Here is a 13,288-nt window from a genome sequence, read left to right as displayed (position 1 = left end):
CGCGGTGATGATGCCGTTCCGGTATACCTCCAGCATCAGCCTGGAAGATGCCGAAGCCGAGGCCACCGCCCTGGGTGTGCAGTATGACGTGTTCTCCATTGAGCCCATGTACGATGCCTTCATGGCGGCGCTGGCAGAACCGTTTGCGGGCACCAAGCCGGATACCACTGAGGAAAACCTTCAGGCCCGTCTGAGGGGGGTGCTGCTCATGTCGCTGTCCAACAAGTTTGGCTCGTTGGTGCTCACGACTGGCAACAAGAGTGAAATGGCGGTTGGCTATTCCACGCTATACGGTGACATGGCAGGTGGCTTTGATGTTCTGAAGGATGTGCCGAAAACGCTGGTTTTCCGGCTGGCGCGCTACCGCAATACCCTGTCACCAGTGATTCCGGAGCGGGTGATTACCCGTCCGCCCTCAGCCGAGCTGGCGCCAGACCAGAAAGATGAGGACAGCTTGCCGGGCTATGACGTGCTGGATCAGATTCTGAACCTATACGTGGAGCGTGATTACAGTGCTGATGCTATCGTCGCGGAAGGGTTTGAGCGCGAGGATGTGGATAGGGTGGTCAGGCTGGTTGATATCAATGAATACAAGCGGCGCCAGGCCCCCATCGGTGTTCGTATTACCGAACGGGGCTTTGGCAAAGACAGACGCTATCCCATTACCAACGGCTGGAAGAGCGGGAAGTAATCCCGCTCTTATTCATCCCCCATCAGACCAAAGGTCACCACGTTGGTCAGTGACCGGTTCTGGCGGCGAAGAAGATCCGATTCGTACTCACCGTTCGCGTTGAAGGCCTCGCTGTTGGGGAAGTTTTTTCTCAGCGTGGCAATGGCATCGTTGGCGCCCTTTTTCAGCTCCAGAAAGCGGAAGGTGTCCGCCAGGATCATCAAGGCCTCCTCCACTGAAGGCGAAGAAGGGTAGTTCTCCACCACGTACCGGGCACGGTTATTGGCCGCCACATAGGCTTCACGCTTGATGTAGTAGCGGGCTGCGTGCAGCTCCAGTTCAGCCATGCGGTTGCGGATGGCGATCATGCGCTGGCGGGCGTCCAGGGCATATTCACTGTCCGGAAACCGGTTCAGCAGCTGTGAGAAATCGCGGAAGGCCTGCAGCTGCTCGCCGGGATTGCGCGCGGCCACATCAACAGGGAAGTAGCGGGCGGCCAGGCCAAGGTCCAGGTTGTAGGAGGCTAGCCCTCTCATATAGAGGGCATAGTCCAGGTGATCACTCTGCGGATTCAGGCGCATGAAGCGGTCGGCGGCAGCCCGGGAACCTTCAAGGTCGAGGTTCTGGTAACGGGCAAAGATCAGATCAAGCTGGGCCTGTTCGGCATAACGGCCGAATGGATAATAGGTTTCCAGGGCATCCAGGTTCTGTTCGGCTTCGTTGAAGTTGCCCGAGTTCATGGCCTTGCGGGCATTCTCGTAATAGGTTTGTTCCGGCAGGACTTCCACCTCCTTCTGGGACGCACAGCCGGCGGCCAGCGCAAAAAGTGTGGAAAGTAGCAGTAATCGAACGACTGATCTCATGCCGGAATCCCGTATAATGTTCAGAACTTGTGGTTGGATTGGTCATTGTAACGGGGAAGGCTGTCTGTGTGCAGTGTTTCCCGATATTGGCACCAGAATCTGACCGAAACGTAACATCGCCGCCTGTCCGGCGGCCGTCTGCGCCAGAAACCAACGGCGAAAACGAGGCTGAATGACTTCCGAAAACCGAATTACCGGCCAATTTACCGTACCGCCGGAGCTCAGCGATAAACGGCTGGACCAGGCAGCGGCGGAACTGATGCCCGAGCATTCCCGCTCCCGCCTGCAGTCCTGGATCAAGAGCGGAGCCCTGACGGTGAATGGAAAATCCCGTAAGCCGCGGGACAAGGTAATGATGGGCGATTCCCTGGCTCTCGATGCTGAGCCGGAAGTGCAGGTGACCTGGGAAGCCGAACCCATCAGCCTGGATATCGTCTACGAAGATGAGCACTTGCTGGTGATTAACAAGCCGGCCGGGTTGGTGGTGCACCCAGCGGCCGGCCATTCTGATGGCACGCTGGTGAACGCCCTGCTGAATTACGCGCCGGAAGTGGAAAACCTGCCGAGGGCAGGTATTGTTCACCGCCTGGACAAGGATACCTCCGGCATCATGGTGGTGGCCCGCAGCCTGATTGCACATACCTCCCTGGTAGACCAGCTGCAAACACGCACGATGGGGCGGGAGTATGAGGCCGTGGTGGTGGGCGCGCTGACCGGTGGTGCAACAGTTGACGCACCTATTGGCCGTCATCCGCAGGATCGTAAACGCATGGCCGTGGTTTCCAGTGGCAAACCGGCGGTCACCCATTACCGCCTGCTGGAGCGTTTTGCCGCGCATACCCTGGTTCGTTGCAAGCTGGAAAGTGGCCGCACCCATCAGATCCGTGTGCACATGGCGCATGTGCGCCACCCGCTGGTTGGTGATCCTGCCTACGGTGGGCGTCTGCGGTTGCCCAAAGGCACTACAGAGGAGCTTCGGGATGTACTGGCTGCGTTCACCCGGCAGGCCCTGCATGCGAGACAGTTGACCCTTGAGCATCCGGAAACGGGTGAGATTCTGAGCTGGGAGGTGCCGCTGCCAGAGGATATGGTTCACCTGATCGAAGCTCTGCGCAAACACGCCCGGGAGCTGGAAGAACGTGATTTCTGACAACTACATCCTGAGGCCGAGTTGGTCCGCACCGGGGGCGGTGCAAGCCATGTGCACGACTCGCAAGGGAGGCGTCAGTGAGGCGCCGTGGAGTTCGCTCAACCTCGGGGATCATGTCGGGGATAGCCCTGAATCTGTCGCCGAAAACCGGCAGCGCCTGGCCCGCTTCACGGGGTTAGAGGTGGATCGGATTGGCTGGTTGAATCAGGTGCATGGTGCGAGGGTGGTCGAGCTTACACCCGACAACGCTCAACAGGTTCCTGAAGCGGATGCCAGTTTCACCCGATCGCCCGGCCTTGGTTGTGCCATTCTGACTGCCGACTGCCTGCCCGTAGTGATTGCGGATTCCGATGGAACCGTAGTGGGGGCTGCTCACGCCGGCTGGCGCAGCCTCAGCGGAGGCGTGCTGGAAAACCTGGTCAGTGCGATGGCGGTTGAGCCTGACAAGCTTTCGGCCTGGCTGGGCCCCGCCATTGGTCCCGACAGTTTCGAAGTTGGCCCGGAAGTGCGCGAAGCGTTTGTTCAGCACAGTCCGGAAGCTGCGAAAGCCTTTGACACCAAGGGTGCCCGCCCGGGCCATTTCATGGCCGATATCTACAGTCTGGCAACCCTGCGTCTGAGTCAGGTTGGTGTCTCGTCCGTCGCTGGCGGTAGTCTGTGCACCGTTCAGGATCGGGAATGGTTCTTTTCCTATCGCCGGGATGGTCAAACCGGCCGTATGGCCACCCTGGTCTGGCTAAAATCCTGAAGTCTCGATAGCTCTTCCTGATGTGTTAACTGACAGCCGTCAAATTTCTGACGAATTGCGGTCTGCCCAACTTGAACTCCCCCCACTTGCCCCTACATTAAGTTTCAAAGCAATCGGAATATCCGGACCACAGGGTTGATCGGTATTCACTACGAATTTTGGGGATAAGAGCACATGAGAATCGACAAGCTCACCAGCAAGCTGCAAACCGCGTTGGCGGATGCGCAGTCCATCGCGGTTGGCAAAGACCATAACTTCATCGAGCCCGTGCATCTGATGCAGGCCCTGCTGGACCAGCAGGGAAGCTCCATTAAACCGCTGCTCAAACAAGTGGGGGTTGAGCCCGGCCGGGTAAGACAGGCCGTGGCGAAGGAAATTGAGAACCTGCCGGAGGTGCAGGGCAATGCCGGCGATGTGTCCATGTCGAACGACATGGGGCGACTGTTTAACATTTCCGACAAGCTGGCCCAGAAGCGGGGTGACCAGTTCATATCCAGTGAGCTGGTTCTGCTGGCGGCGGTTGAAGACCGCGGTTCCCTGGGGCGCATTCTGCGAGAGCAAGGCGTTGACAAGGCCGCGCTGGAAAAGGCCATTGACGAAGTGCGCGGGGGAGAGTCGGTGAACGATGCCGGCGCGGAGGAAAACCGTCAGGCCCTGTCAAAGTACACCATTGATCTTACCGAGCGGGCCGAGGCCGGCAAGCTGGACCCGGTGATTGGTCGCGACGATGAAATCCGTCGCACCATTCAGGTACTGCAACGCCGGCGCAAGAACAACCCCGTGCTGATCGGTGAGCCCGGTGTGGGTAAAACCGCGATTGTGGAGGGGCTGGCTCAGCGTATCGTCAACGGAGAGGTGCCCGATGGCCTGAAAGACAAGAAAGTACTGTCGCTGGACATGGGCGCATTGATTGCCGGCGCCAAGTTCCGGGGTGAGTTTGAGGAGCGCCTGAAGGCAGTGCTTAATGAGCTGTCGAAACAGGAAGGCCAGATCATCCTGTTCATTGACGAGATCCACACCATGGTGGGCGCCGGTAAAGCCGAAGGTTCCATGGATGCCGGCAACATGCTGAAGCCGGCCCTGGCCCGGGGCGAGTTGCACTGTGTCGGCGCCACCACGCTGAATGAGTACCGGGAAAATATTGAAAAAGACGCAGCACTGGAGCGCCGTTTCCAGAAAGTGCTGGTCAGCGAGCCCAGTGAGGAAGATACCATCGCCATCCTGCGTGGGCTGAAAGAGCGCTATGAGGTTCACCATGGGGTTGAGGTAACGGATGGCGCCATCATCGCGGCCGCCAAGCTGTCTCATCGATATATTACCGATCGTCAGTTGCCGGATAAGGCCATTGACCTGGTGGATGAAGCGGCCAGCCAGATCCGTATGGAAATGGACTCCAAGCCTGAGGCTCTGGATCGTCTGGAGCGCCGGCTGATTCAGCTCAAGATTGAGCGGGAAGCCCTGAAAAAGGAAACCGACGCAGCCTCTAAGAAGCGGCTGGAAGAGTTGTCTGCCGTTATCGGCAACGTTGAGCGCGAATACGCCGACCTTGAGGAAGTCTGGAACACTGAAAAGGCGGCTCTGCACGGCTCCCAGAAGATCAAGAGCCAGCTGGAGCAGGCCCGGATTGACCTGGAGAATGCCCGCCGTGCAGGGGATCTGGGTAAGATGTCCGAGCTGCAGTACGGCAAGATCCCGGAGCTGGAGCGCCAACTGGATATGGCCAGCCAGGCGGAAATGATGGAAATGAAGCTGTTGCGCAACCGGGTCACGGATGAAGAAATTGCGGAAATCGTTTCAAAGTGGACCGGGATTCCGGTATCCAAGATGCTGGAGGGGGAGCGCGACAAGCTGATGCGCATGGAGGAAGCCCTCCACGATCGGGTCATTGGCCAGGATGAGGCCGTGGAAGCGGTATCCAATGCGGTGCGCCGGTCCCGGGCTGGACTGTCGGATCCGAATCGTCCCAATGGTTCTTTCTTGTTCCTCGGGCCGACCGGGGTGGGGAAGACCGAGTTGTGCAAGGCGCTGGCAAACTTCCTGTTCGATACCGAAGAGGCCATGGTTCGCATCGATATGTCGGAATTCATGGAGAAGCACTCGGTCGCCCGTTTGATTGGTGCGCCTCCCGGATATGTGGGGTATGAAGAGGGTGGCTACCTGACCGAGGCCGTGCGTCGCCGGCCCTACTCGGTTCTGCTTCTGGATGAGGTTGAAAAGGCGCACCCGGATGTCTTCAACATCCTGCTTCAGGTGCTGGATGATGGGCGTCTGACCGATGGTCAGGGTCGCACGGTCGACTTCCGCAACACAGTGGTGGTGATGACCTCAAATCTGGGTTCCCACATCATTCAGGAGAAGGCCGGAGAAGAGAACTACGAAGACATGAAGTCGGCGGTGATGGAAGTGGTTGGCTCTCATTTCCGGCCGGAGTTCATTAATCGTGTGGATGAAGTTGTGGTGTTCCATCCGCTGGCGGAGTCCCAGATTCAGGGCATCGCCCGTATCCAGATTGAGAATCTGGCTCGTCGCCTGAAGGATCAGGATATGAAGCTGGAGCTCGGAGACGACGTGATGCAGTTGCTGGCGGAAGTGGGGTACGACCCGGTTTATGGCGCTCGGCCGCTGAAGCGGGCGATTCAGCGCATGATCGAAAATCCGCTGGCGCAGAAGCTGCTACAGGGTGACTTTGTGCCCGGCGATACCATTCGCGCAACGGTTCAGGAAGACCGGCTGGTGTTCAGTAAGAACGGCTGAGGGCGGGACCTCAGCTGCTGAAAAAGAAAAGGGCGGAAGGCACGAGTCTCCGCCCTTTTCTGTTCTCCGAACCTTCGGGTTTAACGCTCGCTACTGCCTTCTTGTTCCGGGCCACAGTTTTCGTCTGCAATTTCCTGGAATTTCTGGCGCTGCTGCTCGATTTCCTCAGGGCTCAGATACCGGGTTTCACCGTTTTCCTCCACGCGGATACGAGCGTTGCTGTTGATCACCTCAAGATTGGAGCGTGCCGTGGCGCAATTGGCTTCGCGCTGTTTCCGGCGAGCTTCCTCAACCGCAGATTCTTCTCGTTGCTGTTGCTCTGCCGCCTGCTGCTCCTGCAGTTCGCCCAGCTGTTCCTGGGCGCTTCGCCGCTGCACACCAGCACCCTGACTGGTGCCGGAACGAACGTTGACCTGCTCTGCGTTCTGGCCGGTTGGCTGCCGGTCGCCAAAGTGCGTTACACCGTTCTCGTCTGTCCACTTATAGACCGAAGCGCTGGTCGCAAGGCCGGGTGCGGCCGCCATCAATACCGTCAGCAATAATATTTTTCGGTTCATGTCTCTGCTCGTCACTTGGTTACTGCCTGTGGCTATCATGCCATCGGATGGCCGGATTTTCCTGTCTCTGGTTCAAAATCTTGCACGCAGTTTTGCACAGTATGGCAGAGAGAGGCGAATTCCGGGGTAATTAAGCCACAGCGCCTATTGACAGCGAGTTTCCCGCTGTCAGAATTACCGATTGCCTGAAGACTGGGGTCAATACGGCAGGCAATCCCGAGCGAGTATCCCCCGTTAATCACCACACTGCGTTCGCCAGCGCTTGGCGGGCCTTGGTTGTTGCTTACGTGCAACCCGTTGATTGGCCGTTCTCCGCAACCCTCAGGAGGGCGGCTGGCCAGGAGACAACCTCTTTAGTTTTAGTGTGGAGGAGTACGCCGGTTCCGCTTTCACAAGAAGCAGGGAAACCGAGAATCCAGGCAACCGGGGCGTAACCCGGCTCATTCACTCGTAGAAGAGGGTAGAAAATCGTGGAGTTATTGTCTGGCGCCGATATGCTGATCCGCTCCCTGCAGGATGAAGGGATCGAATACATATACGGCTATCCGGGTGGTGCAGCCCTTCATATTTATGATGCGCTGTTCAGGCAGGACAAAGTCAAGCATATTCTGGTTCGGCACGAACAGGCGGCGGTCCACATGGCCGACGGCTATGCCCGTGCAACCGGAAAACCAGGTACCGTACTGGTGACCTCGGGTCCTGGAGCCACCAACACTATTACCGGCATTGCCACCGCGTTCATGGATTCCATCCCCATGGTGGTTCTGTGCGGCCAGGTTGCATCCACCCTTATTGGTGAGGATGCCTTCCAGGAAACCGATATGATCGGTGTTTCCCGTCCGGTGGTTAAGCACAATCTGAGCGTTCGTCACCCCGAGGAAATCCCTGAGGTAATCCGCAAGGCATACTACATCGCTGCTACCGGTCGTCCCGGTCCGGTTGTGGTTGATATCCCGAAGGATATGACCACACCGAATGAGCGCTATGAGTACTCCTATCCCAAGAAGGTCAAGCTGCGCTCCTATAACCCGGCGGTTCGTGGCCATGCCGGTCAGATCAAAAAAGCCGTCGACATGCTGATGGCGGCCAAACGCCCGGTCATCTATGCCGGCGGCGGTGTGATCCTGGGCAAGGCTTCCAGCCAGTTGACCGAGCTGACCCGGACCCTGGGCTTCCCTATCACCAACACCCTGATGGGCATCGGTTGCTATCCGGCGACTGACAAACAGCACCTGGGCTGGCTGGGTATGCACGGTACCTATGAAGCCAACATGGCGATGCACCATTCAGATCTGATTCTCTGTGTGGGCGCGCGCTTTGATGATCGCGTGACCAACGCCACCGAGAAGTTCTGCCCGGGCGCGCGCATTATTCATATCGATATCGACCCGGCATCTATCTCAAAGACCATAGATGCAGACGTGCCCATTGTCGGCCCGGTGGATGCGGTACTGAAAGAAATGCTGTCGCTGGTAAAAGAATCCAGGGACAAGCCGGATGCCGAGGCGCTGGCATCGTGGTGGAAGCAGATTGAAGAGTGGCGCGCGTTCCACGGCATGCGTTACGAGACCAGCCCGGATGTAATCAAGCCCCAGGAAGTGGTCGAGATGCTCTGGAAGCTCACCAATGGTGATGCCTTCGTAACCACCGATGTAGGTCAGCACCAGATGTTTGCTGCCCAGTACTACAAGTTTGACAAGCCGAACCGATGGATCAACTCCGGTGGCCTCGGCACCATGGGCTTCGGCCTGCCAGCCGCCATGGGCATCAAACTGACCCATCCGGAAGATGAAGTGCTGTGCTTCACTGGTGAAGGCAGTATCCAGATGAATATCCAGGAACTGTCCACCTGCAAGCAGTACGATCTGCCGGTGAAGATCATCAACCTGAATAACCAGGCTCTGGGCATGGTTAAGCAGTGGCAGGACATGAATTACGAGTCCCGCCATTCCCAGTCTTACATGGAGTCTTTGCCGGACTTCATCAAGCTGGCGGAAGCGTATGGTCATGTGGGTGTGCGCATTGATCGCAAGGAAGACCTGGAGCCCAAGCTCAAGGAAGTCCTGGCCATGAAAGACAAACTGGTGTTTGTCGATATCTATGTGGACCGCTTTGAGCATGTCTATCCCATGCAGGTCGCTCGAGGATCCATGAAAGACATGTGGCTCAGCAAAACGGAGAGGGTGTGATCATGCGTCGAATCATTTCTGTTTTGCTGGAAAACGAACCCGGCGCACTGTCTCGTGTGGTTGGCCTGTTTTCGCAGCGCAACTACAACATCGAAACCCTGACCGTAGCGCCCACGGAAGACGAAACCCTGTCTCGCCTGACTGTCACCACGACAGGTTCCGACAAGGTGATCGAGCAGATCACCAAGCAGCTGAACAAGCTGATCGAAGTGGTCAAGCTGGTGGATCTGACCGAGGGCGCTCACATCGAGCGGGAGCTGATGCTGGTCAAGCTCAAGGCAACCGGATCCCAGCGTGCCGAAATCAAGCGCACGGTGGATATCTTCCGTGGCCAGATTGTGGATGTCACCAGTTCTGTCTACACCGTGCAGCTTGCCGGCGACAGTGAAAAGCTGGACGGCTTCATTCAGGCGGTGGGCACTTCGGGTGTTCTGGAAGTTGTTCGCACTGGTGTATCTGGCATTGCCCGGGGCGAAAAGGTGCTCAGCCTGTAAGGGCTGCCGAAACAAATCGAAAATCATGGCCCCGAGGGGTCAGTACATATAATAGAGGTTTCTCATGCAGGTTTATTACGATAAGGATTGCGATCTTTCCATCATCCAGGGCAAGAAAGTTGCCATTCTCGGCTTCGGCTCCCAGGGTCACGCTCATGCGTGTAACCTGAAGGACTCCGGTGTAGACGTGGTTGTTGGTCTGCGTGCCGGTTCATCCTCCATCGCCAAGGCTGAAGCCTATGGACTGAAGACCAGCGATGTGGCTTCTGCCGTTGCATCTGCAGACGTGGTCATGGTTCTGACGCCGGACGAGTTCCAGGCCCAGCTGTACCGTGAGGAAATCGAGCCGAACCTGAAGCAGGGCGCTACCCTGGCCTTCGCTCACGGTTTTGCGATTCACTACAACCAGATCGTTCCGCGCAAAGATCTGGACGTGATCATGGTTGCTCCGAAAGCTCCGGGCCACACTGTGCGCACCGAGTTCACCAAGGGCGGTGGTATCCCTGACCTGATTGCGATCTTCCAGGACGCGTCCGGCAACGCCAAGAATGTAGCTCTGTCCTACGCCAGCGGCATCGGCGGCGGCCGTACCGGTATCATCGAAACCACCTTCAAGGACGAAACCGAAACCGATCTGTTCGGTGAGCAGGCGGTTCTGTGCGGTGGTGCGGTTGAGCTGGTTAAAGCCGGCTTCGAAACCCTGACCGAAGCAGGCTACGCTCCGGAAATGGCGTACTTCGAGTGTCTGCATGAGCTTAAGCTGATTGTTGACCTGATGTACGAAGGCGGTATCGCCAACATGAACTACTCCATCTCCAACAACGCCGAGTACGGTGAATACGTAACCGGCCCGGAGGTGATCAACGAGCAGTCCCGCGAAGCCATGCGTAACGCACTTAAGCGCATCCAGAGTGGTGAATACGCCAAGATGTTCATCTCTGAAGGCGCATTGAACTACCCGTCCATGACCGCTCGCCGTCGCCAGAATGCGGCTCACGAGATCGAAACCGTGGGCGAGAAGCTGCGTTCCATGATGCCGTGGATTTCCGCGAACAAGATCGTGGACAAAGACAAGAACTGATCCGGATTTTCGGTAAGGTTTGGAAACGCGGCCCCTTGTGGCCGCGTTTTTCGTTTATACTCCGCCCAAATGCTTTCCGGAGTTTATGGAATGACTGAAGAAAAGAATACCGTGGAAAAATCAGAAACCAGGAAAGCCGCAGATCCGGAAATTGAGCCCGGTGAAGTGGTTGAAGAGGAGCTTGTTGAGGGGGCAAAGGTTCGTCGCAAAGGCATTTACCTGCTTCCCAACGCGCTGACGACAGCCTCTCTGTTCTCTGGATTCTATGCGATTGTTTCTGCCGCCAATGGTGTGTTCGACAATGCGGCCATTGCCATTTTCGTGTCCATGATTCTGGATGGACTGGATGGCCGTGTTGCCCGGATGACGAATACTCAGAGCAAATTCGGTGAGGAATACGACAGCCTTGCCGACATGGTGGCCTTCGGTGTTGCGCCCGGCCTGGTGGCGTTTTTCTGGTCCCTCAACGGATTGGACAAAGTGGGCTGGGTGGTTACGTTCATCTACGTGGCCGGCGCAGCATTGCGGTTGGCCCGGTTCAATACCCAGATCGGCTCCGTGGACAAAAAATACTTTGTGGGCCTGCCCAGTCCATCGGCAGCTGCCTGTGTTGCGGGGCTGGTGTGGTGTTTCCACAGTTTCGAGCCATCGTCCTGGCTGACGTTGCTGACAATTATCGTTGTGGCCGGAACCGGTGTGCTGATGGTCAGCAATATTCTTTACCGCAGCTTCAAGGATCTCGATCTTCGAGGTCGGGTGCCTTTCGCGGCAATACTTCTGGTGGTGCTGGTGTTTGTGGTGATCGCCCTTGATCCCGCCACCGTACTGTTCACCGGGTTCCTGATTTACGCACTTTCCGGCCCGGTTCGGGCTCTGTTCCGTCGCAAGCCGGCCCGCGCCCGGTAGGACTTACCCCTCGGCCGAGTGAATCGGCCGGGAATTTTCTCGGGAACCTCCGGTCAGTTACCTCAAGTAATGAATTGGAGATTTCCGATGCTTATCAAGCGCCGCCCGTCGTGGGCTCTGTCAGAATCTGAAGTGACGCCTGAATCCGTCTACCTGAACCGGCGGAAATTCATGGCCGGGACGATGGCATCCGCTGCGGCGCTGACCATGCCGGCCCTTCTCAAGGCGGAGGAGGGCGGAATTCCTGGCGACGCCCTGCAGTATAAGGCCATGCCGGCGTTTTCTACCGACGAAAAGAAAGCGCCTTACCCCGCGATTACTTCCTACAACAACTTTTATGAGTTTGGTACGGACAAAGGCGACCCTGCGCGCTATGCCGATGCCATGTCGGTCGATCCCTGGTCTGTATCTGTCGAAGGTGAATGTGCAAAGACAGGCGCCTATGCGCTGGAAGATCTGCTGAAGCCTCACCAGTATCAGGAGCGTATTTACCGGTTGCGTTGTGTGGAAGCCTGGTCGATGGTGATTCCGTGGGTCGGTGTGCCGTTGGCCGAAGTGCTCGCCAGTCTGCAGCCGACATCAAAAGCTAAATACGTCTACTTCGAAACGCTTCATGATCCGGACCAGATGCGTGGGCAGCGCTCCATGTTCAGCGTGATTGACTGGCCCTACCGGGAGGGGCTCCGGATGGACGAGGCCATGAACGAGTTGTCGTTTCTGGCCATTGGTTTGTACGGCAAGACCCTGCCAAACCAGAATGGTGCGCCGATCCGCCTGGTTGTGCCGTGGAAGTATGGCTTCAAGAGCATCAAGTCGATCGTCCGTATCCGCTTCATGGAGGAGCGACCCAAGACCAGCTGGGAGATGATTGCGCCTGAAGAGTATGGCTTCTATGCCAACGTGAATCCGGAAGTGGATCATCCGCGCTGGAGTCAGAAACGTGAGCGTCGCCTGCCCTCTGGTTTGTTGAGTCCGAACTGGATCGAGACAGTGAAGTTTAACGGCTATGGTGAACAGGTCGCTCATCTATACAAGGATATGGATCTTTCCAGGTATTATTGATGGCATCCAAGGCTTCTCGTCAATTTCCCTATGCTCCGGTTAAAGTCCTGGTTTTTCTGTCCTGCCTGATTCCGCTCGCGTTGATCGGGTGGGACATCCAGAGTGGTAATCTGGGGCCTGATCCAGGCCAGACCATTACAGAAGCGCTCGGTATCGCAGCGTTCCAGTTTCTACTGATAACGCTTTTAATATCGCCATTGCGGAAAATCACAGGTTGGGCCGGTTGGCTCCGATTCCGCAGGATGCTGGGCCTGTACGCTTTCTTCTATGCGACTTTGCATGTGCTCGCCTTTCTCCAGTTTATCCTTGGTTGGTTTGATCTCTGGGCAACCTTTACCAAACGCCCCTATATCATCGCGGGCGGGTTGGCCTTCCTGTTGATGGTTCCGCTGGCGGCAACGTCTACCAGAGGCATGATGAAAAGAGTGGGGCGTGGCTGGAAACCATTACATCGTCTTATCTACAGTTCGGCGGTTCTGGCCTGGGTTCATTTCCTGTGGCAGGCACGCAGCGATGTGACCGAAATGATGATCTACGGGTTGGCGCTGGCTGTAATACTGGGTGCCAGGGTGTACTGGTCTGGTTTCTCCACCCTCATTCCTCTGAAAAGAACGTGATTTTGGTCAAGTTCTAAACGTTTTGGTGGGTGTTTGATCACTCGCATAGGTGGAAACCGAAGCCCGGTAAAATAAATTGAAAATGGGCGTTGACAGTTTTCCTGAGGGCTGTAGAATGCGCACCACTTCTGAGGGACACGGCAGACAACGCCGGTTCACGAGGAACGCAACTGCTTGAAAGTGTTCGAAAATTTGCT

General features: G+C 56.8%; 12 protein-coding genes. 10 read left to right on the top strand and 2 right to left on the bottom strand.

The features are described from left to right. On the top strand, nt 1-691 hold a 691-nt coding region (nadE, locus tag B3Y70_RS12165; RefSeq protein WP_288589889.1), incomplete at its 5' end, for an NAD(+) synthase. An 8-nt stretch (nt 692-699) separates the two neighbouring features. Here the strand turns inward: nadE and B3Y70_RS12160 are convergent. Beyond that, nucleotides 700-1,533: an outer membrane protein assembly factor BamD gene (locus B3Y70_RS12160; protein ID WP_273029939.1), complete on the bottom strand. Its 834-nt coding sequence runs from the start codon at nt 1,531-1,533 to the stop codon at nt 700-702. A 172-nt stretch (nt 1,534-1,705) separates the two neighbouring features. On the opposite strand from B3Y70_RS12160, the gene rluD reads away from it, so the two are divergent. The 3 genes from rluD to clpB all read left to right on the top strand — a co-directional run bounded on the left by rluD (nt 1,706) and on the right by clpB (nt 6,185). Beyond that, a complete protein-coding gene (gene rluD / locus B3Y70_RS12155; protein ID WP_224851299.1) occupies nt 1,706-2,683 on the top strand; it encodes a 23S rRNA pseudouridine(1911/1915/1917) synthase RluD in 978 nt (325 codons plus the stop codon). 49 nt (nt 2,684-2,732) lie between these two features. After that, complete coding sequence (pgeF, locus tag B3Y70_RS12150; protein WP_414674119.1) at nt 2,733-3,431, top strand: peptidoglycan editing factor PgeF; 699 nt, start codon at nt 2,733-2,735, stop codon at nt 3,429-3,431. Between the two features lie 174 nt (nt 3,432-3,605). Then, nucleotides 3,606-6,185, top strand: coding sequence for an ATP-dependent chaperone ClpB (gene clpB, locus B3Y70_RS12145; protein WP_199452558.1), 2,580 nt, complete (start codon nt 3,606-3,608; stop codon nt 6,183-6,185). A gap of 80 nt (nt 6,186-6,265) precedes the next feature. On the opposite strand, the gene B3Y70_RS12140 is transcribed toward clpB, so the two are convergent. Beyond that, nucleotides 6,266-6,742, bottom strand: a complete 477-nt coding sequence (locus B3Y70_RS12140; protein WP_199452557.1) for a DUF4124 domain-containing protein — start codon at nt 6,740-6,742, stop codon at nt 6,266-6,268. A gap of 470 nt (nt 6,743-7,212) precedes the next feature. On the opposite strand from B3Y70_RS12140, the gene B3Y70_RS12135 reads away from it, so the two are divergent. The 6 genes from B3Y70_RS12135 (at nt 7,213) to B3Y70_RS12110 (ending at nt 13,091) form a co-directional block, all read left to right on the top strand. Next, on the top strand, nt 7,213-8,931 hold the full coding sequence (locus B3Y70_RS12135; RefSeq protein WP_011784400.1) for an acetolactate synthase 3 large subunit: 1,719 nt from the start codon (nt 7,213-7,215) through the stop codon (nt 8,929-8,931). A gap of 2 nt (nt 8,932-8,933) precedes the next feature. Then, on the top strand, nt 8,934-9,425 hold the full coding sequence (ilvN, locus tag B3Y70_RS12130) for an acetolactate synthase small subunit (protein WP_011784401.1): 492 nt from the start codon (nt 8,934-8,936) through the stop codon (nt 9,423-9,425). 64 nt (nt 9,426-9,489) lie between these two features. Further along, nucleotides 9,490-10,506, top strand: a complete 1,017-nt coding sequence (ilvC, locus tag B3Y70_RS12125) for a ketol-acid reductoisomerase (RefSeq protein ID WP_011784402.1) — start codon at nt 9,490-9,492, stop codon at nt 10,504-10,506. A gap of 90 nt (nt 10,507-10,596) precedes the next feature. Then, entirely contained in the window at nt 10,597-11,412 is an 816-nt protein-coding gene (gene pssA / locus B3Y70_RS12120; RefSeq protein ID WP_011784403.1) for a CDP-diacylglycerol--serine O-phosphatidyltransferase, read from the top strand. A gap of 87 nt (nt 11,413-11,499) precedes the next feature. Continuing rightward, the gene (msrP, locus tag B3Y70_RS12115) at nt 11,500-12,474 is read left to right on the top strand and encodes a protein-methionine-sulfoxide reductase catalytic subunit MsrP (RefSeq protein ID WP_199452556.1); all 975 of its coding nucleotides are present in this window, start codon (nt 11,500-11,502) and stop codon (nt 12,472-12,474) included. Beyond that, nucleotides 12,474-13,091, top strand: a complete 618-nt coding sequence (locus B3Y70_RS12110) for a sulfite oxidase heme-binding subunit YedZ (RefSeq protein WP_199452606.1) — start codon at nt 12,474-12,476, stop codon at nt 13,089-13,091. Before msrP ends, B3Y70_RS12110 begins: the two co-directional genes overlap by 1 nt. Nucleotides 13,092-13,288 lie beyond the last annotated feature (197 nt).

The sequence above is a fragment of the Marinobacter sp. UBA5687 genome, assembly GCF_002420325.1.
Classification (GTDB): domain Bacteria; phylum Pseudomonadota; class Gammaproteobacteria; order Pseudomonadales; family Oleiphilaceae; genus Marinobacter; species Marinobacter nauticus.
Note: the sequence above shows the minus strand (reverse complement) of the source record. Positions and strands in the feature narration are given on the sequence as shown.